At 61.3% G+C, this 20,107-nt stretch carries 13 protein-coding genes and 3 pseudogenes; 7 read left to right on the forward strand and 9 right to left on the reverse strand.

Annotation, left to right across the window (positions count from 1 at the left end):
* Positions 1 to 25: 25 nt before the first annotated feature.
* Together AC0L17_RS28010 and AC0L17_RS28015 are read left to right on the forward strand one after the other, a co-directional pair.
* The gene (locus tag AC0L17_RS28010) at positions 26 to 1,042 is read left to right on the forward strand and encodes a hypothetical protein (protein WP_473518159.1); all 1,017 of its coding nucleotides are present in this window, start codon (positions 26 to 28) and stop codon (positions 1,040 to 1,042) included.
* Positions 1,036 to 1,791: a hypothetical protein gene (locus tag AC0L17_RS28015; protein ID WP_065010987.1), complete on the forward strand. Its 756-nt coding sequence runs from the start codon at positions 1,036 to 1,038 to the stop codon at positions 1,789 to 1,791. The genes AC0L17_RS28010 and AC0L17_RS28015 overlap by 7 nt, the downstream gene beginning before the upstream one ends.
* Before the next feature lie 305 nt (positions 1,792 to 2,096).
* Here AC0L17_RS28015 and AC0L17_RS28020 read toward each other — a convergent pair whose 3' ends face one another.
* From AC0L17_RS28020 to AC0L17_RS28035, 4 genes are read right to left on the reverse strand one after another with little or no spacing between them, the layout of a single operon-like run.
* A complete protein-coding gene (locus AC0L17_RS28020; RefSeq protein ID WP_473518160.1) occupies positions 2,097 to 3,323 on the reverse strand; it encodes a Wadjet anti-phage system protein JetD domain-containing protein in 1,227 nt (408 codons plus the stop codon).
* Positions 3,320 to 6,754: an SbcC/MukB-like Walker B domain-containing protein gene (locus tag AC0L17_RS28025; protein WP_473518161.1), complete on the reverse strand. Its 3,435-nt coding sequence runs from the start codon at positions 6,752 to 6,754 to the stop codon at positions 3,320 to 3,322. The genes AC0L17_RS28020 and AC0L17_RS28025 overlap by 4 nt, the downstream gene beginning before the upstream one ends.
* Positions 6,751 to 7,398 (reverse strand): DUF4194 domain-containing protein, encoded by a 648-nt coding sequence (locus AC0L17_RS28030; protein WP_065010983.1) that lies wholly within the window; start codon positions 7,396 to 7,398, stop codon positions 6,751 to 6,753. The genes AC0L17_RS28025 and AC0L17_RS28030 overlap by 4 nt, the downstream gene beginning before the upstream one ends.
* Entirely contained in the window at positions 7,388 to 8,947 is a 1,560-nt protein-coding gene (locus tag AC0L17_RS28035; RefSeq protein ID WP_473482522.1) for a Wadjet anti-phage system protein JetA family protein, read from the reverse strand. The genes AC0L17_RS28030 and AC0L17_RS28035 overlap by 11 nt, the downstream gene beginning before the upstream one ends.
* Before the next feature lie 938 nt (positions 8,948 to 9,885).
* On the opposite strand from AC0L17_RS28035, the gene aepX reads away from it, so the two are divergent.
* The 5 genes and pseudogenes from aepX to AC0L17_RS28060 form a co-directional block, all read left to right on the forward strand.
* The gene (gene aepX / locus AC0L17_RS28040; RefSeq protein ID WP_473518162.1) at positions 9,886 to 10,917 is read left to right on the forward strand and encodes a phosphoenolpyruvate mutase; all 1,032 of its coding nucleotides are present in this window, start codon (positions 9,886 to 9,888) and stop codon (positions 10,915 to 10,917) included.
* Positions 10,889 to 12,115 (forward strand): aminotransferase class I/II-fold pyridoxal phosphate-dependent enzyme, encoded by a 1,227-nt coding sequence (locus tag AC0L17_RS28045; protein WP_473518163.1) that lies wholly within the window; start codon positions 10,889 to 10,891, stop codon positions 12,113 to 12,115. Before aepX ends, AC0L17_RS28045 begins: the two co-directional genes overlap by 29 nt.
* A 4-nt stretch (positions 12,116 to 12,119) precedes the next feature.
* Positions 12,120 to 12,941, forward strand: a complete 822-nt coding sequence (locus AC0L17_RS28050; protein WP_473482951.1) for a phosphocholine cytidylyltransferase family protein — start codon at positions 12,120 to 12,122, stop codon at positions 12,939 to 12,941.
* A complete protein-coding gene (locus tag AC0L17_RS28055; RefSeq protein WP_473482949.1) occupies positions 12,938 to 13,561 on the forward strand; it encodes a CDP-alcohol phosphatidyltransferase family protein in 624 nt (207 codons plus the stop codon). The genes AC0L17_RS28050 and AC0L17_RS28055 overlap by 4 nt, the downstream gene beginning before the upstream one ends.
* 68 nt (positions 13,562 to 13,629) lie before the next feature.
* Positions 13,630 to 14,170: pseudogene (locus tag AC0L17_RS28060) on the forward strand (IS6 family transposase); the annotation flags it as partial.
* 4 nt (positions 14,171 to 14,174) lie between these two features.
* Here AC0L17_RS28060 and glmM read toward each other — a convergent pair.
* The 5 genes and pseudogenes from glmM to AC0L17_RS28085 form a co-directional block, all read right to left on the reverse strand.
* Entirely contained in the window at positions 14,175 to 15,527 is a 1,353-nt protein-coding gene (gene glmM, locus AC0L17_RS28065; RefSeq protein ID WP_473518164.1) for a phosphoglucosamine mutase, read from the reverse strand.
* 213 nt (positions 15,528 to 15,740) lie between these two features.
* Positions 15,741 to 15,896: pseudogene (locus AC0L17_RS28070) on the reverse strand (hypothetical protein); the annotation flags it as partial.
* A 70-nt stretch (positions 15,897 to 15,966) separates the two neighbouring features.
* Positions 15,967 to 16,095, reverse strand: a pseudogene (locus AC0L17_RS28075) (dihydrodipicolinate synthase family protein); the annotation flags it as partial.
* A 15-nt stretch (positions 16,096 to 16,110) separates the two neighbouring features.
* On the reverse strand, positions 16,111 to 16,911 hold the full coding sequence (locus AC0L17_RS28080; protein WP_473518165.1) for a YggS family pyridoxal phosphate-dependent enzyme: 801 nt from the start codon (positions 16,909 to 16,911) through the stop codon (positions 16,111 to 16,113).
* Positions 16,912 to 18,038: 1,127 nt separating this feature from the next.
* Positions 18,039 to 19,898: an ABC transporter ATP-binding protein gene (locus AC0L17_RS28085; RefSeq protein WP_473518166.1), complete on the reverse strand. Its 1,860-nt coding sequence runs from the start codon at positions 19,896 to 19,898 to the stop codon at positions 18,039 to 18,041.
* Positions 19,899 to 20,107: the final 209 nt, after the last annotated feature.

Here is a 20,107-nt window from a genome sequence, read left to right on the forward strand (position 1 = left end):
AACAGAAGCGCTGTTAAATAGGGGCATGGTGTTAGAAAGAATTCCTGCCGCGCGGTTAGAAGCGCTCGCTCAGGCGGCGGAAGCGTATGTCCAGCACGCCTTCGGGCGGCGGCTCGAACTCACGCCGATAGCGCCTACAAACGTCCCACACTTCGTGCTTGACCGCTACATGTTGTGGGAAGGGTTGCTGGACGGTCGCACTCTGGTTGTCATGGCGATTTGCGAACCCCGGCAAGGCGCCACAACGGATTACCTCAAGCATCGTGATCTTGTCCGTCGCCAACTTGGCGTCGATCTCATTCTGCTGCTGCTTGACCATGTGCCGAACGCCGTCCGGCGCCAGATGGTGGAGCGGCAGATCGGCTTCATCGCGCCGGGTGCGCAGCTTTATGTCCCGGAAGCATTGCTCGACCTGCGCGAGCGAGCGCGGACGACCGCGATCGCCCCCGCAGACCAGATCAGCCCTACTACGCAATTGTTGCTCCTCGCGGTCCTGCAGGGTATCGCCCTTGAGGAGGAACACCTCACCGACCTTGCCGAGCGACTCCATGTGTCGATCATGAGCATAAGCCGAACACTTGATGAGCTTGAGGCACTCCAACTTGCAAAGGCTCGCCATGTCGGCCGACAACGCCGTCTGCACATGCTTCTGGGTGGTCACGAACTATGGGAGGCAATCCAAGAGCGGTTGCAATCCCCAGTGCGCAAGGTTCGCCTTGTTAGTGGCCGGGTCGAAAACCAAATCGCACCGCTCGCTGGCGAGAGCGCGCTTGCCCGCTACACCATGTTGGCGGCGCCAAGGGTCCAGACGCGCGCCATTCTGTCGATGCGTTGGAAGCGCCTCAAGGAGAGGCTCGCACTCAGCCCAGCCACGGCGTTCGATGACGACCGGTTAGAGATTCAGACCTGGACCTACGACCCGCAGATCCTCGCGCGGGATGCTGTCATAGATCGGCTCTCGCTGTATCTCAGTGTTCGGGGGAGCACGGACGAACGCGTCGCGCAAGCGGCGGAAGAACTATTGGAGAGGTTTGAATGGTGATCGGGGTGGACCGCTTCCGCGCTCATTTCGCGGGCCATGAACATCAATATGTGCTGATCGGTGGTGCCGCCTGCGAGCTTATCATGAACGAGGTCGGCCTGGACTTCCGCGCCACCAAGGATCTCGACATCGTGCTGATCGTCGAGGCGCTGGACGCTGCCTTCGCGGAGCGCTTCTGGGCCTTTGTCGAGCACGGTGGGTACGAGATCAGAGAGCGAAGCCAGGGGGAGAAAGTCCTCTACCGCTTCCAGAAGCCGAAGACCGAAGATTTCCCTGCCATGCTCGAGCTGTTCTCGCGGTCGCCCGAAGGGCTGACGCTTGCCGAGGACTCGCATCTTACGCCGCTTCCTATCGACGAAGCGGCCGCGAGTCTGTCGGCGATCCTGCTCGACGAGGACTATTACGCCTTTCTCAAGTCGATGGTGCGCGATGCCGGCGGCATCCCGGTGCTCAACGAGGCAGCGATCATCCCGTTCAAGGCCCGCGCGTGGCTCGACCTTAGCTGGGAGCGCGATGCGGGCGGCAAGGTTGACGAAAAGAACATCAAAAAACATCGCAACGACGTGGCACGGCTGCTGCAAGTCTTAAGCCCCGAAGCCAGCTATCCGCTGCCCGAGACCGTTGCAAAAGACATGCGGGCGTTCGTCGAGCTGGCGACAGCGGAGGTCGATTATAACCCCGAGCAGTTTAAGGTGAATATGACGCGAGAGGATGTTGCAGACCGGATCCGTGCCGCCTACCAGCTCTGATGGCATCCCGCGGTCATCTCCGTCTATCTCTTCAGAGCTAGAAAATCCCGGATGTTAGCGAATGTATCTGGATCGTAGATTGCAGCCCTTAGATGCTCCCGTAGCGACTGATCATCCCGGAACAACTTCACCATGTCGCGAATGAGAAATTCAGCCAATTTTCCAGTCCTACCGCTGAATTGGCTATCTAGTAGGTGGCGCAGATCTTGCCATGAGAGATCGTCCATTCTGCCACCTGAGATTTGTCGGGCACTTTAGCAGAAGCGCCGTCGTTCGGCCCCAGCCGTCACCTCCTCACCCAAGCGTTAGAAGCTTTTTCCGAGCTCCGCAGTAGCAAGAGTCTCCGTGATCGGGCTTATGGGATCGAACTCCTCCTGCTCGTGCACGAGACCACTCGTGGTGAGGAGGTCCGCCAAGCCCGCGATCGCGCTTGCGAGCATGTCGCCGACAGGACCGGCCACACCCGGTGCGGGTCTCCCGAAGCGGCGGAGCAGTTCGACGTTCATCATATGGGCGCGCAGCGGAATGTCGACACCGGCAAGATGTCTTTCGAGGTGCCGGAAGATTCGGACCCCTCCGGCGTCCATATCTCCCCAGTGAAACGTCGGCACCTGCGCTTGGGCCGCCAGCCTTGTGACCGTCGCGAGCGTCGGTCGCGAAGGGAAGCCACCGGAATAGATGACGAGGGCCCGTTCGGACCGTGCGACCTCCCGAATGTGCCGGACGAATGACGCGAAGTTCTCGATCGTCAGGACGTAGTCGGGCTTCGTCAGGAGACTGATCCCGCCGGCGCAGTCGGTAGGTATTCCGACATAGGGCATCGCCGGAAAGGACCGCCCGTCCAGCGATACGTCACCGTGCAGCAGGATTGGTTGCGGCAACCGCCTGATACCGGCGCTGGCAAGCAGTTCCTCCGGATCGAGGCGAGTCTGCTCCTCCATGCCCACGAAGATCTTCGCCATTGCTGCGGCGACTTGCCGAACATTCTTCTCCAGCGCTTTACTGTCGCCGACCGTCAACCGCGAGAACGTCCGGAAGTCCTGCTCCCCCTGCGGATCGCCCGACATGCGACCGCGTGCTGCGATGGCGAGGCCGATCACGTTTGCAAGCGTTCGCCCGTCTCCATTCCGAATTCCGATGTGGGAAACGCCCCGCGTCCAGGCCGCGACGGCGTCATCGATCAAACTGGCGGCGCCGGCCGGCAGCCCCGGCTGCGACCGCAGTTCTGAGACGGCTCGGTATGCCAGTTCGCCAGCCGGCCGTCGTTCGACCTTGCGGTAGAGCACCCCGGCATCCTTCAGCCTTGCACCGGTCACCCGACGCTCCGTCTTCGGGCCGGTTTGGACCAGCTCGATCCCGCCTGCTCGCTCTAACGCTGCGAGTTCCTCATCGAAGGCGTCCCGCAGGTCCATGTTGGCGAAGCCGTCATTGTCAATCAAGGCGATCAGGTTTCGCACGGCGGGGTTGCGTTCATGCCGCGTGAGCAGATCGTCGATGAGTGAAATGACGGTCGAAAACCCGCGCCGTCTCATTCGGCCGCCTTCGCCTCGAGACCAAGCCGCTCCGCGAGTTCGTCATCCGTCGCGTGCTGGGGGTTGATGGCGCGCATCTCCTCGCGGACGCGGTCCTTGACCCGGATGGATTCGGCGAGGGAAACGTCGCCGCTGCGGAATACGTCGATGATGTAGTCCAGGTTCTCGTAGACGACCGCGCGTTTCTCGGTCGGCGCGGCGATGACGACCTGAAGGCCGATCGCCCGGTAGAATTCGAGCAGCGTCCGCTGGTTGGGACCATCCATCTTGCTGAAGGCCTCGTCGAACACCGCAAGCCCTATTCCAAGATCGCTTGGAGCGGTTGCCTGGCGGACGCCGTGGTAGGCGCTGGCGAGGGCCGCTCCGATGACGACGTAGAACGGCACCTGGCGTTCGGCACCGCTGGCCACGCCGCGTCGGCGGTCGAAGCTCGTCGTCCGCCCGGTGGCGACGTCGCGCATCCTGAGATCGTACGTGAAATAGCTGCGGTAGTCCTGAAAGATGGTAAAGTCGAAGGACTCGTCGGCGAGAAGCTGTTCTATCTGCCTGAGCGCCCGCGCGTGCCGCTCGTCGCGAGGCTCGGCCCGGCCGAACAGAGCATCCAGCACGCGCTCGTCGGCCTCACTGTCCTTGGCGAGATGATAGAGGTCGTCGAACTCCGGTTTGACGAGCTCCGCCAGACGATAGATCTCACCGTGAAGGGGGCGTGTGCGGAGCGCCGCCGAAAGCTTCTCCATCTCCGAATGAAGCTGCCCGAAGCGGCTGTTCAGCTCATGAATGAAGGTCGTCTTGAAGAGACGTGAAACCCGATCTGCCGCCTCGTCCGCTTGCTCGCGGTACCGGATGAGTTCGTTGTCTTCCAGCATCGCAATGCCGTCTGACACCCACGGTTTCACCGTGCCGATGATCGGCACGTCCGCATAGCCCTCGAGTGCGTCGGGGAAGTCGATGGCATACCTCCCAAGGGCCGCCCTGATGTCGTGACTGAGCTCTCGATACCCCTGCTTCGCATCGTCCGCAGCCTTCTCCATGTCGGAAGCAATCCTGGCCGGATTTCTAGCGGGATGCCCCCTATATCGCTGTCGGAGCGATCGCATTTGTGCCGCGGAGGTCACGACACTGCGGAACTGTCGACGGCGATGGGCGAGGCACAGGTAAGAGCCGACGCTCTGCTCGCCCGCGCCCAGCCTCTCCTTGACCTCCTCAATCTTCGTTCTGAGCGACGCGCGACTATCGATCAGTTCATCGCGATCTGTCTTGAGGCTGTTCAATAAGGCCTGCAACCGCTTCTCCGCGTCGAGTAGTTCAGGGTCGACCTGGGCCGATATCCGATCGAGTCGGCGCCGCGCGTCGGCACGCCTGTCTGCCAGATCCCCCAGCGCCAATGTGAGCGCTTCCAACTTGTCTTTTTCATCGACCGGTCTGCTGCAATCCTCGAGCCGCCGCATCGCGTCCTCGAAGAAGCGTTTCTTCTCAAGATGAATCCTCAAAAACTGCGAACGCTGTTCGATCCGCTCCCGGAGCGTGGTCTCCATCAGTGGTGCCGCAGCCCGCCCAATCTTAAGGCCGTCCGGTCGGCGCATTTCGGTGATCAGGCCGTCGTAATACGCACCATCGGCCATTACTGCGCGGCCGCTGCATAGAAGCTCATCCTGGTTCTCCGCAAGCCGAACGTTGCCTATCCTGAAGACTACGAACGCCATGGCCAGCTTATCGTCGCTGCGGATCATCGAAGCTAGCGTACCGCCCTCGGGCACGGTGGATCTCGACTGGAGCTTGCGGGTGTTGGCTACGCGGCATCCCGGATAAGCGTCGCGTCCATGCCGCAGGATCTCGGTCGCACGGTACGCGTGCTCTGGATCAACAATAATGGCCTCGCGGTCGCGGGTGAGCAGCGCCTCTAGCGCATTGCGCCACCGTTCGTCGACGATGTCAGCGACTTCACAGAGTGTGCGTGGCGTCATGCCTTCGCGTCGCAGGGCCTCCATAAGTCTCGAAGTTGCGGCATTAAGGGTGATCTGTCCCCGTCTGGCGTTGGCAAGCTGCTTGCTATCCTCGGCTGCCTCAGCCTCAAGTTGCTTGACCCAGACGATGGCCTCGTCTCGTTGGTCGGTCGCCTTTTCCATCCGGGCGCTCGCGGCTTCTGAGACTGCACCCAGCAGTTGGTCCATCTTCGCCGGATCGCGTGGCCAACCGGGCGGCGCGATCCCACGGCTGGCCTCTTCAACGCGCTCGAGCGCACGGAACAATTCGCCTGGGTTTATGACGCTCAGCTTGTCGCGCAAATCCAGGAGTTGGATCGCGCGCGCAGCGCTGAGGTGCCGAGTCAGGAGGCGCTCCATGACGCCCGCATGGTCCCGCTCCAGCCCTCTAATCTCCTGCTCAACGATGGCGCGTTGTCCCTGCGCGCCGGTCGCAGCGAGCTGTCGCTGGACGGATGCGAGCGCCTCGGTCTGATGTTCCATTTCTTCCTCTATCCGCGCAAAATCCTCCATGACCACGTGAATCTCGTGCGCCTTCGACCTTTTTTCACCGATATTCGTCAACAGCCTGGCGAATCCTTCGACCAGCAGGGCGGTCCTCCCAATCGCGCGGCAGGTAAGTTCCTCGGCGAGAAGCCGGTCGAATTCCTCTATCTGGGCGCGGATTGCGCGAAGCGCCTCCAATCTTCGATTGAGGTCGGCAATGGTCTTCTGGATCTCGCGGTAGCGGCGGATAGAATCGCGTAGCTCGGCGATGTCGATCGGCTTGGGCTCGAGCAGGTAGCGGTGCACGAACTGCTCGACAGACGAGATGTCCGTGAAGGAAAGCGCGGCCACGAAAGTGCGGACAAACCGCTCGGGATCCGACGCGCGGCGCCCTGTGAACAGCGCGCGCATGTACTCGCGAATGAACGTCTTGGCGTCGTCCGGCGTGAGAAGCTGACCGCCCATTTCACTGCAGGCCTGGTCGAGCCGACGGCGGACGACAGGCCACACGGTCGGCCGGGACGCGTCTTCGCTGATATCCAGCAGCATCGAGGTGTCGACGCTAATACCCTCGGCGACGAACCGTCCCAGTACCTCTGTCTGTTGTCCGCGGGCGGCCTCAATGGACAGCCCGAGACTCACAGGCATCCGCCGCCTTTCCGTGTCCTCGAAGACAAGCGCGATGTGGCTTCTAGCCTGGTTCCTGAGGAAAATGTCCTGGTTGAGTTGCCCGAGACAGTAGCCCCCGAGCGTGCGGTCCGAACGGCCGCTGCTCTCGCCAGCGGACCGGTTGAACCGGTACAGACGCGACGAACCGCCGGCCATGATCGCCTGTATCAGATCGATTATTGTGGACTTGCCGGATCGGTTCTGGCCGAGGATGGCCGCATCGCCGGCCAGATCGAGGTCGGCCCGTACCATCATGTGCCAGTTCACTAGGACGATGCGCCGCAGTTCCATCATGCCTCGCCTCCCACGACCTGATCGTCTGCGTCGGGCGTGGTGGCGACTGGACGCGACAAGATCTGCTCGAGCGACGCGACGAAGTCGTCGCCGGCGACGCTAGTGACGAGCGCGCGAATGTCGAGATCCATATTCTGCGCGTCCGCGTCGAACTCACCGAGGCGAACGATCGCCTTGCGTTCGAGCATCCGGAGCACGTCGCGGAACTCGTTTGGCGCAAGCGCCGCGCGCCGGCTGCCGGCGACTATCCCCTGATAGGCCGCATACGCCTCGTTGAGTGTCGTGCGGGTGGTTCCGTTGGTGTAGATTTCGCCGAGTTGGAGTGCCTCTTCCCAGAGCCGTCGCATGATGAGTAACGCGATCGTCTCATCAATGCGCAGCCGCGGCAGCGCCGTGCGCTCCGGATCGGGCAAGATCCCCGCCCAGCCCTCGGTCTCCCGGTGGACGAGACGGTAGCCGCCAACATCAAAGTAAGCCTCGACAAGCTTTGCGAGTTCCGACCGGTGCAGCGTTTCCAGCAGCGTCGCGGCCCCACGGTCTTCCACGTGGACGAACTGGTTTCGCATCAGATGTGCGATGAGTTGCGTGACCTTTAGGAAACCGCGCGGGTTCGAGTTTTCGAGGGCGTTGAACTCAAGCAGCATGCCCGACCTCGAGAGTGATGCTGTCGTCGAGGCGCTTCACATGAAAGCCGCCGCAGTCCAGCCACTCGTTTGACACTGCGTCGTCGGACACCACGAACTCGAACCGGTCCTTAAGCGTCTTCGCGAGCCGCGAGTCGGCGTCGGCACCGAGGCCGCCGGCGACCATCACTCGGATGGCTTCGAAGGCCAGGAAATCATCGACGGTCTCGATTCTCAAATAAGCCGCCGTGGTCTCGCTAAAGGGCCGTACCCGTCTTTCGAGGAAACGGCTAACCTTTGCCGGCGAGATGGTCAGGCGATCCAAGTATTCCCGCTCGAGCTGACGCCTGAATTCGCGTATCGGATCTGGCGGCGGAAGGGCAAGGTCGGCGTCGGCGATCTCCGGCCGCGAGCCGCGCGGCTTCGCGAGGAGCTCGGGCGCAACCACGGTCATCCGGGGCTCAATCAATCCTCGTACCGCAAGATCGTCCATGCCCCGCGAGAGAGCATCGTCGAGCCCCTGGATCACATGCTCGCTGCGTTGGAGGAAGTTGGTCCGGCGCCCTGCGTACCTGACCACGTTACGCAGCCGCGTCTCGAGCCTGGACCGGTGCTGCTGGATCGCCTCGAAGGATTCCTCGATCCGTTCGAACACGCGGCGAATCCGGAACAGGTCCTCCTGCACGAGGTCGCGCGCCGCTTGCCCATCGGGAACGAGCCGGGATTCTAGATACGCGTCGGCTACGGCGGCCAAGTCAATCTCGGAATCCTCCAACTCGTCGAGCGAGGCGAGAATGGTCCGCCGATGCCGATAGGGATGCGCCGTGGTCGAGATGGACGTGTAATCTCGCAGGAGCACCCGCTCGACGAAGTCCTCGAAGTAGTGTCGCAGCCGCTCGGCAAGCGTGTCCGAGGAGAGCACCTGCCGATCAACCTCCCGCAGGGCCGCGAGCACGCTTCTCATGTAGCGTCCGAAACGTGCCGAGTCATGGGCGGCCTTGTTGAGGCCGAGAGCGTTCTCCGCCGGTTTCTCCCGCACCGCACGGATCGCATTCCTCACCTCCACCACAAGGCCGCCGAGTTGCTCGGCGCCGCCCTCCTTCAAGGAGCACAGGAATTCGGCGAGACGCATCGCTCCGGACGGCATCTCTACGGTTGTCTTGAGGCCATAGCTCGCCTCGTCCAGCCATCCCGTCTGCAGCATCCGGTTGTAGATGTGCCGGGACTGGCTGATCGCGGTCCCGGTGGCTTGATTGTCCACGCCTAGGACGCGTCGACGCCTGACCCGCCGACCGGTCCGCGTCACGAGGCGGTCGAGATCGACGGCGGCTTCGTCCTCGGCCCAGAGGCTAGGCTCCCTCGTGATGCAGTTGTAGATCACGCCGACTACCTCTGCCTCGGTCGGGAACAGGAGGTCGGACCGGTAGAAGTCGTCGTAGACGGCGAGGATCGCACGCTCATATAGCAGCCGGTTCCCGCCAGAAAACACCGTGAAGATGTCTGGGCCAAGTTGACCGAAAAGTTGCGGACGCGACGCATCCGATACTGAAGATACTGCGGAACTTGCCAAGATTCCCACCCCGATCAGGAAGTTGACGGGAGCCCGTCTGAAGGTCAAGTGCTTAAAGATGATGCCTGCCGGTAAGGCAAGGAAAATGGTTCACCGCTTCGGGCAATGATGAACAAAACGGACGTTTTTCGGATATTGGATATCAGCGTTGGCGCCAGAATGCTGCGTAAAGCGGCCATCTACCCGCTTCCCTCTGCTCTTTTCGGGGCATCAACGCGGTCTAGAGAGTTTGGCTGGTAGCTCGAGGCGCTCGCGCGAAGCAGTAGAGCCTTTTTCAAGGAGATCCGTCTGCGGGATTTTGAGCATGTGCGCGTGAACTATGACAGCGATTTCGGGCTCAACGGAATACCCTTACATGCCCCAATTGTCGAGGTTATCGGCGCGATTGCGCCGGCTACTGGGACCGCCGATAGGAGCGTTGCTCTGAATAGATTACTTGGAAACGGAGCTTGTGTTGCTGTGTAACAAACTGAGTAACAGGGACCGAAAAAAGATCAATATTTTCCATGCGAGGGCTAGGAGGTCGAAAGACGCTCCGTCATTCGATCTGTCGGAAATGCGCGAGGTCGCCGAGATGCGCAGCCCCTGAAGTGCCAGCCCTTGGCCAAGCGGTGCCGCGCCGGACCCGGGCCATTCTGGATGCCGCCGAGGAAACGAGCCGGCAGCAAAAAAGGCAGGCATCAGGGCCTGGGAACTGGGAAGGCGGTGGGCAACCGACACTACTGCCGGGTTGTCGAGTGAGCGACACAGGTTGTTCGGCTTGGCTCCTGCTCTCACCATCATTCAAGTTATTGAATAGTATCGAGAACACTTTTTCTGAGGCTTTCCTGCTCAGTTGGCACGACTTTTGATGCTTCCTTCTAGATGGCGGCAGAGCTGCCGACCGATGTGACGTCGTGGTGATATCGCGATCGGTGGAACGAAGGGAGGAAAGCAGCATGCCACATCTGCGTCGGGTGTGTTCACTATCGCAAAAAGGGCGTCACCTGCGGAATCCGGGCGGCAATACAAGCGAAGATGTCTCTACGCTTCGTGATCTCATTTGCATCCGTGACGGACCGTCATTCCTTATGGAAGCGCATGACGCGCTCTCCGCGGCGATCGCGCAGCGGTCCGGCTTCAAGGCGCTTTGGGCATCCGGCCTCTCGATCTCCTCCAGCCTCGGCTACCGCGATGCGAACGAGGCCTCTTGGACCCAGGTGGTCGACGTCGTTGAACGGATGGCGGACGCAGCGGAAATTCCAATCCTCGTCGACGGAGACAGCGGATTCGGCAATTTCAACAATGCCCGTCTGGTCGCTCGCAAGCTGCGGCAGCACGGCGCGAGCGGCGTTTGCCTTGAAGACAAGGCGTTCCCGAAGATGAACTCCTTCGTCGGCGACCGCCATCCGCTGGCGGAGATCGGCGAGTTCTGCGGTCGCCTGAAGGCTGTCAAGGACCAGGTTCCGGATCCGGAGTTCGTTCTCGTCGCTCGAATCGAGGCGCTGATCGCCGGATACGGTCAGCAGGAGGCGCTTGCACGAGCGCACGCCTATGCGGATGCTGGCGCCGATGCGATCCTGGTTCACTCCTGCAAGTCCGATGCGGAGGAGATCTTCACCTTCACGCGAGCCTGGCAGAACCGATTGCCCGTCGTGATCGTACCGACAAAATACCACCGTACGCCCGTTGCCGATTATCGGGCGGTCGGCATTTCCACGGTCATCTGGGCCAACCACAACCTGCGCGCGGCGATCTCGGCAATGCGTCAGGTGTGCGACCGAATCATCCAGGAAGAGAGCATTGCAGGTATCGAAGGTGAAATCGCGACGCTCGACGAGTTGTTCGAACTGATGAACTACAGCGAGCTCTCAGCGGCAGAAGAAAAATACCTTCCGCGGGCAGTGGACGGCCAAGGACCGCAGCGAGAGGTTCCTTCGAAAAGAATGGATGGAGACGCGCATGTTGGCGCAACGGACAAACTTGTTTAAATCGTCGGGGACCGCGGCCGCCCGCGCCGCGGCGAAGGCTGCCGCCGATGCCGGGATGGAGATTGTTGATCTCACGGCCGGCGAGATCTGGAGCGATCTGGCACCGACGATCCGGGACGGAGCGATCGAGGCGATTCGACAAGGCCTGAACCGCTACACTGACACCATCGGCTCGATGGAGTTGCGCGAGGCGCTGGCACGGAAGGTATCGGTCGAGACGGGGCAGCTTTGGCGGGCCGACGAGCTCGCCGTGACGAACGGCGCCAAGCAGGCTCTTTTCAACGTGGCGATGACGCTGATCAATCCCGGCGACCAGGTCATCATTCCCGCGCCCTACTGGACAACATTCCCAGCGCAGATCCAGATCGCCGGCGGCACCCCAGTCCATATCGACACGCGAGGAAACGGCTACGTTCCACGGATCGACGACATCCAACGCGTCATCACGCCGCTGACCCGGGCCATCGTCGTCAACACGCCCGCCAACCCCAGCGGCGCCGTCTACGACGCGGAGACTCTTTCGGGCATCGCCCAGCTGGCGATGGATAAAAACCTCTGGATCATCTTCGATGAATGTTACGGCCCTTTCACCCATGATGGCCATCGGCATCATCCGGTTGTGTCACTGACCCCCGAGGTCCGGGCCCGGACGGTGATCGTCAATGCCTTCTCCAAAAGCCTGGCCCTCACCGGCTGGCGCGTTGGCTATCTCGCTGCGCCGAAAGAACTGATCTCGGCTGTCAAGGCGCTTCAGTCGCACACGACATCGAACCCGAATGTCGTTGCCCAGCATGCAGTGCTGCACCACCTCCGTGAGGGAGATGGCGCCTTTGAGGCCCGGCTCAAGTGTCGATTGACGGCGGCGCGGCAGGCTGGGCTTACTGCCCTCTCCGAGCTGCAGCGCGTTCCGATACCTGAAGCACAGGGCGGGTTCTATTTCTATCTCGATCTGTCCGGCCTGTTGCGGCCGACGCTCGCCAATGATGACGCCAGGACAGCCGACGACATCGTGGCCGCGCTGCTCGCCCAAGCCGGCGTGGCCGGCGTGTCAGGCACTGCCTTCGGCGATCCCATGGGGCTCAGGCTCTCCTATGGCGTTCCGCCGAAGCAACTCGAGGTGGGCCTCGAGCGTGTGGTCGGCGTCCTTAACGGCTGGAACCGAAAGAATCGTCGCAGCAAGCAAAATAGAAGGGCTTAGACCCATGACTGCAATTGGTCCGAGAGAGGCGGTGATTCTTGCCGCCGGGTTTGGCTCGCGCCTGCGTCCGCTCACCGATCTGCGGCCGAAGCCGCTGGTCGAAGTCAACGGCACGCCGATCCTTCACAACGCCTTGCAGAACCTCGAGGCAGTCGGCGTAAGGGAGGTGACGATCGTTGTCGGCTATCGCAAAGACGCGATCCAATATTCCTGCGGCCGACGCTTCGGTAGGCTCGATATCAATTATGTCGAGTCGACGGTCTTCGACCGCACGGGCAGCGCCTATTCACTCTGGCTGGCACGCGACGCGTTACTCTCGGGAGACTGCTATCTTCTTGAGGGCGACGTCTTCTTTGAGGAAGACGCGCTTCGGCGCTTGACGATAGATGACGCGGCGAATTCAGCCGCAGTAGCGCCTTTCCATCCGTCGATGGAGGGCTCTGCAGTAATTTTGTCCGAAGGCGGATTTATTTCCGAGTTTCGGCTTAAACAAACAGCTGCGGACCTGGTTTCCGGCGGCCCGGCTCTCTTCAAGACAGTGAATCTCATGCGCTTCTCCGACGCGACACTGCGCACGATAATCGTGCCTGCCCTTGATGATCTCATCGGTTCCGGTGCGATCAAGGCTTACATGGAGGAGTTTCTTGCTCATCTTATCGAAAGCCGCGGCCTCCGGCTTGCGGCTGCCCGCTGCGATGAGCTGCGATGGTACGAGATAGACAGCGAGGCCGATCTAAGGACTGCGGAGAACATATTCTCACCCTTATGCGGATCGCCTTCTCCGGCATCAAATCGCGTCGAGATAGGATCGGACGGCTTCCAATGATTATCTATCTTTCAGACCGCGCAAACCAGATCACGATGCTTGGCCTCCTGGCATCAGGAACCGCGCTCTATTTTGCGCAATCGGGCAAACCGGAGCTTGCAATCGCAGCAGCGCTCTGGGCGGTCTTAGCAGACCATTTCGACGGAGTGGTCGCGAAGCGAACGAAAAACCGGTCAGCAGAGACGGCCAGTATGGGGAAGAGTCTGGATGGATTTGCTGATCTCCTGTACGGCGCCGTCATTCCGGCTGCGGTACTCATGCAAATCGGAACAGGCGGTGTCTTGCCGTTTGTAACGGGGCTCGCTCTAATACTCGCTGGTGCTTTGCGATTAAGTTATTTCAGCAATTTCGGGATGTCCACAAAAGGGTATTTCACCGGCGTTCCGCTTTCCTACGACGTTCCGCTCATGGCAGTTCTTCTGCTTATCGCAGCGTGGATTCCTGTCCCACTGTGGAACAATGCTACATGCGGACTCTTCTTGTTGCTCGCTGTTCTGCACGTGCTGCCCATCGCCGTGCCAAGTATGAATCGCGCAATGTATGCAGTGGTCAGCTCCGGCGAGCGCGAAAGCGTCGGCCTTCCGCTGAACTGGCGGAACTTAATGATGGAGGCTCGGTGATTCTGTCGCAAACGGAATGGCAGCCATATCTGGCACGAAGCCCTCTCTTTTTCGGGGAGCGCGCTTGTATGTTCAAAGGCTGTCATTTCGACCGATCAGTGATCTTGCTGTGCCTGCGCTGGTATCTGGCCTACAATCTCGGCCTGCGCATCCGGAGGAGATGATGGCCGAACGCGGCCTGAACGTCGACCATTCGACTGTGCACCGCTGGGTCGTCCACTTCTCGCCCCAGCTTCTGGAGCGCTTCAACGGGCAAGCGCGCCGTCACCGGCAAGTGGCACATGGACGAGACATACATCAAGATACGCGGCCAATGGATGTATCTATCGTGCCGTCGACGGCGTCGGCGACACGGTCGAGTTCTTCTTCAGCGAACACCGCGACCTGCCGGCAGCCAAGCGCTTCTTCCGGAAGGCCCTGGAGCGCCACGGCAGACCGGATCGCATCGTCATCGACGGCAGCCCGACCAATCATGAGGCGATCATTTCCTGCGACGCCGAACACCGTCTGCGGAATCGATCGCGACGAGCGCTGAAGCCGATCCGCATCCGCAAGAGCAAGTACCTCAACAATTGGATCGAGCAGGACCATCGGCGCATCAATCGCCGCTCGTCTAGGCAGCGGTCTTGATCTCGGCCATGACGCCGACGATGTCGTTCACCACCGTCTCGACCAGCTTCTGGTCGTTGCCCTCGGCCATAACCCGAATCAGGGGCTCGGTGCCGGAAGGCCGGATCACTAGGCGGCCGGACTTGCCGAGCCGGTTGCGGGCATCCTCGATCGCGGCCTTGACGGGTGCCGTCTCCAGGGGCTCGCCGCTGGAAAAGCGCACATTCTTCAGGAGCTGCGGCACCGGCTCGAACTTTTTGCAGATCTCGCTGACCGGCTTGTTCTGGCGCTTGATGCAGGCCAGCACCTGCAGCGCCGAGACCAGCCCATCGCCGGTGGTGGAGAAATCAGACAGCACGATATGGCCGGACTGCTCGCCGCCGACATTCAGCCCATGCGCGCGCATGTGCTCGACCACGTAACGGTCGCCGACCTGGGTTCGGTGAAGTTGCAGGCCGGCTTCACCGAGGAAGCGTTCGAGGCCAAGATTGGACATGACGGTGGCGACGACGCCGCCGCCTGCCAGGCGGCCGCTCTGATGCCAGGATTCGGCGATCAGCGCCATGATCTGGTCGCCGTCGACGACAGCGCCGTTCTCGTCGACGATGACCACGCGGTCGGCGTCGCCATCGAGCGCTATGCCGATGTCGGCGCGCACTTCATGAACCTTCTTGGAGAGGCCCACCGGGTGCGTCGAACCGCATTCCTCGTTGATGTTGAAGCCGTTCGGCTCGTTGTTGATGGTGATGACCTCGGCGCCGAGTTCCCAAAGCGCTGCCGGCGCCACCTTGTAGGCGGCGCCGTTGGCGCAATCGACCACGATGCGCAGGCCCGCCAGCGACATGGACCGCGGCAGAGTGCGCTTGGCGAATTCGATATAGCGGTCGTGCACGCCGTCCACGCGCTTGGCGCGCCCGAGCCCATCCGCGTCGGCCAGCGAAATGTCGACATCCTGGTCGAGCAGCGCCTCGATGCGCATCTCGATCTCGTCCGACAGCTTGTAGCCGTCGGGGCCGAACAGCTTGATACCGTTATCGTAATAGGGGTTGTGCGAGGCCGAGATCACCACGCCGATATCGGCGCGCAGCGACCGCGCCAGCATGGCGACCGCCGGCGTCGGAATCGGCCCCAGCAGGAACACATCCATGCCGGCGGCACAGAAGCCCGCGACCAGCGCGTTCTCGATCATATAGCCCGACAGCCGCGTATCCTTGCCGAGCACGACGCGATGGCGATGGTGGCCGCGCTGGAACGACAGGCCGGCAGCCATGCCGACCTTCATCGCAACCTCGGCGGTCATCGGAAATTTGTTGGCCCCTCCCCGGATCCCGTCCGTTCCGAAATATCGTCTCGTCATCTTACTCGACGTGCCCATATATGATTCACCCAAGTGTCGCCTCGTGGACATTCCCACAGGCAGCCAGTGTCCGAGTGACTGGCCGCTTGCCACTCCGCATCTTCTTTGCAGAATACCATGATCGTCAGGACGAAAGGTGTCCTTAGCTCACAATCTGGGGTGAGGACAAGAGCTGTACAAAATCTTGCGCTAAGCCCGAACGGATCGTGAAACTCATGCGGCTCGCCGGGTTGGGGTCGGTAGCCTAAAGGTTCGAAAGCCTTCGGGCATCTGATGCTCGGTGTCCCAGGTGTAGATGCCTGTCAGGTTGATATGTTCCCAACTCAGCGGCGAGATATGCTTCAACAGCGTATCTGGAATGTTTCGCCCTGGCCTGCCGGCCATCTCCCCCTCAAGGAGGGAGATTGGCAGCTTCGCCGCTGCGCCCATCTCTGCAACATATGCCGGTGCTGCCGAGCAGGCTGATGGAATCGACCTCAGCCGCGATCAGCCGGCTGACCAGTTTCCGTAGCGCGTCAACGTCGACTCGGCCGGAACGATCGGCGGGGGTGATCGGAAAAGCAGACAGGCCGTTCGCGAAAAATCATGGTTCAGTTCCTCGATCGGTGGGGGCGAAACCCGGCCAGTAGTGGCCGTCAGGCGTCGGCCGCTTGCCGAAGATGGCTTGGCCGACGCGCACGACAGTGGCGCCTTCCTCGATGGCTTCCTCGAAGTCTCCGGTCATACCCATGGAGAGCCCGGCGAGCGCGGCGTTGTGCTTCACGGCTTTGTCCCGCAGCCGGCGCAGCAGAATGAAGCAAGGCCGCACCTTGGCCATGTCGGAGGAAAACAGCGCAAGTGTCATCAACCCGCATGGCCGGAGACGGGGAAGCTGATCGAGGGTCTCCACGAAGGGCAGCAGCGCGTTCGGATGGAGGCCGAACTTGCTGTCCTCGCCAGACGTGTTGACCTGCACATAGACGTCGAGGAAGCGATCTTCGCGCTCCAGCCTCGTGTTCAGAAGGTCGGCGAGCCGCAGGCTGTCGAGCGCATGAAACTCACGCGCGAAGCGGGTCAGATATTTGGCCTTGTTGGTCTGCAGATGTCCGACGATGCTCCAGTCGATGGCGAGATCGTGAAGCGCCTCGCACTTTGTCATTGCCTCCTGGATCTTGTTCTCGCCGAAGGTGCTGATGCCGACGTCGAAGGCATATCGCAGGATATGGGCCGGCACCGTCTTGGTGATCGGCAGCAACCGCACGGAGGCACGGTCGCGCCCGGCCCGTGCGCAAGCAAGCGTGATGCGCTCTTCAACCGACGCCAGATTGGTGCGGAAGCTGGTAAGGGGATCAGGCCCGAAGCGTTCGACGTCCTCGGGCGAAAGCGGCGGATTGTTCGTGCCCATTGTGATCTGCCCCTGTCGTAGACAAGCTCGTTGGCCTTGAGCCACGTGTAGCCGACGCCACTAAGAAACACGAGGCTCTTGTCGGGCGCTGCATAGATGGTCCGATCCGCCGCCGTAGCGACGGCAGACAATGTGCAGACGGTGGCGAAAGCAAGAATTGCAACTGATGATGTGCAGCGATTCATGGGGCGGCCTCCTTGCCCCCCAGGGATCGGATAGCCCGTTTGTGATTTTCCGTTAAACGTCGGCGGCTCTCAGCGCCTGTACCCGGGGAGTTGTTTGTCGCGTCGACCAGTCCTGGGCATTGGTGCAAAGACGTTGAACTCCGATGCGATGTCGAGGACGGCTTTGGTCGTTGCCCTTTGTCTGGTGCGCACCGCGCTCGTTGCCCGTTCTACATGGGTAGCGGTGGGCTGCCTTGAGCTGGATCAGTTTTAGGGCGAACGGCCTGGTTGAATTCCGGCTCGCGACCCCGTTGCGGGGCCAATTGCAGTGGCGTCGGCAAACGAGCCACCCCCCGGCCCTGCCGGTCATGCGTTCGCCGACCCCAATTCCCGAAGCTCGTCGAGCATGGCGACGTCGAGCCGGTTGGGGCAATCTGCCATGCGCCCCTGCTCCTCGGGGTGTTGCCTGCGCCGTTGCGGGCCAGAGGCCGCGATAGCACCGGCGCAATTAACCAGCGGTGTTGCGTCACCCAACTCTTGTACCACGCCTTGTGACCCGGTCCGGATTGCACCAGACGGAGTTTCCAATGCGTTTTTCGACTCGGCTCACCCCTCGTATCGTAAGCTTCTGTGTCCTTGCACGTTCGGGCACCGCCTCAGCAACGCGCTTTGTGTCCCGCGTCCAATCGTCGACGACAGTGAGGATGGGAACGGTCGGAGACGAAGTCGAGCAATCACCACTGCTTAAGACTCGGCGGCACCAGCATCGGCACGGCCGCGGGCGGTCAGCTTCTCGCGATAGAACCGAAGAGCTCTTGTGGCAATCTCGTCGCCCGTTCCCACACATTTGCGACGGAGGCGGCGAAAGCCGAGATTTGTCTAACGCGAACATGCCCGCTCTCTACGACAACAGCCAAGCATTGCGAGCAGCGCGGAGCCGTGACGAACGACCTTCCAGTCGGCTTATCTCTCCTCGGAAGTGTCGGCAATGTGGCCGCCGGCCTGCCGCCGCCACAGGCGGGCATAAAGGCCGTCGCTTTTGAGTAGCTCCGAGGGGGAGCCCTCCTCGACGATGCGCCCTTTGTCGAGCACGACAATCCTGTCCATGCTGGCAATCGTCGACAGGCGGTGGGCAATCGCGATCACCGTCTTGCCCTCCATGAGAAGCTCGAGTTTTCCTTGGACCGCCGCCTCGGCTTCACTGTCCAGGGCGGAAGTCGCCTCGTCCAGAAGGAGGATTGGCGCGTCCTTAAGCAGGACCCGAGCGATGGCGACCCGCTGACGCTGGCCGCCGGAAAGCTTCACCCCGCGGTCGCCGACGAAAGCATCGTAGCCGGTGCGGTTTTCGCTGTCCTTGAGATCTGCCACGAAGCCGTCCGCATCGGCCAGCATTGCGGCGCGTTCGACCTCCTCCGGCGAGGCATCCGGCCGGCCGTAACGGATATTGTCCCCGACAGAGCGATGGAGCAACGAGACATCCTGGGCAACGACCCCGATATTCTCACGCAGGCTTGCCTGCGTTACGGAACGGATATCCTGGCCGTCGACGACGATTGCGCCATCGTTTACATCGAAGAACCGCAAAAGCAGGCTGATTAGAGTCGACTTGCCAGCCCCCGACATGCCGACGAGCCCGACCTTCTCGCCGGCGCGGACCCTGAGCGATAGATTCTCGATTACCCCTTTTCCTTGACGGTATTCGAACCTGACATCCCTGAACTCGACCGTGCCGCCGACCACGGCCAGCGGCCTGGCTCCGGGGGCGTCGATTACCGTTGGAGGCGTGGTGATGACCGGCATCGCGTCGCGTATCGTGCCCACAGCCTGGAATATCTGCTGCCCTAGCTGGAGAAAGGCCAGGGAGTTGGCGCTGAGCCGCTGAATGATTGCTATTGAAGCAACAAACTGGCCGGTGGTGACAAAACCGCCCACGAGTCCCCAGAGCCCGACGGCGATGTTGGTGAGCGAAAGAACAACGTTCAGCAAGAAGACGCTGGTGTCGGTTGTTAGGTGAATGCGCCGTTCAAGGTGCTGCGTCTCAATGGCATCTCCCATGATGGTGCGCATTGCGCCCGCCTCGCTGTCTTCGGCCGCAAACAGCTTGACCACGTGGATGTTGCTGTAGAGGTCGGTCATGGCGCCGACGACGAGGCTGCGCGCGCGGGCAGAGTGGCGGGACCGGAGGGAAAAATGAGGCACTGCCGCAACCGCGACAGCGACGTTCGCCACGATCCAAAACAGGACCGGAAGCGCCAGCGGCCAGGACAGCATGGCAAGCAGCGAAAGCGAACCGAGAAACTGCACGAGAAAATACGGTATGCTGTAAGACGCTACGACGATCTGCTGCTGCACCGCGGAGGCGAGTTGCGAAATGCGCGACGCCACCTGGCCGGCGAAGAGATCGTGGAAGAAAGCAAGGTCCTGACGTTCGACCGCCTTGTAGCCCTGCCATTGCATAGCCGCGGGCATGCATACGGACACTGCCTGGGAATCCAACGTTTTGGCGAAGAACCTCAGCAGCGGTTGCACGGGGAACATTAGCAGCCCGAGGCACGTAAGCGTAGGCCAAGCTTCCTCAAGGAAAACCGCCGCACCGTTCGTGCTCACCCCGTCCACAATGATAGACATGCCCCAGATTACCGCGAGGTTGATTCCCTCGACCGCCATCATGAAGACGGCGATGGCCCCCAGCACGCCGCGGAACATGCGTGCGAAATGCAAAAGCAGCGCAAACGGACCTGTTGCCGGCAACGGCGCGTAGGGGATATCCAGCGGGCGGATAAGCGTCTCAAAGTAGCGATAGATGCAATGCAAAGGCGACATGACGGGTCAAACCGGCTGATCGGAAGAATGGGTGGGCGCATCGGAGGAGTGCGAGAGCGCGCGCCCCCTTAACTGCCAAGCGCACGTTCCTCGTCTACACACAATGCGTTCCCGGCGCGCTTCGAGCGGACCACGCAGGCTGAGGGGCGCACTTGAATGAACATGCGTGCTGTGGCCACGTTCGAGAGCTGCATAGGGTGGCCTTGGTA

Source organism: Mesorhizobium sp. WSM4829 (assembly GCF_055811475.1).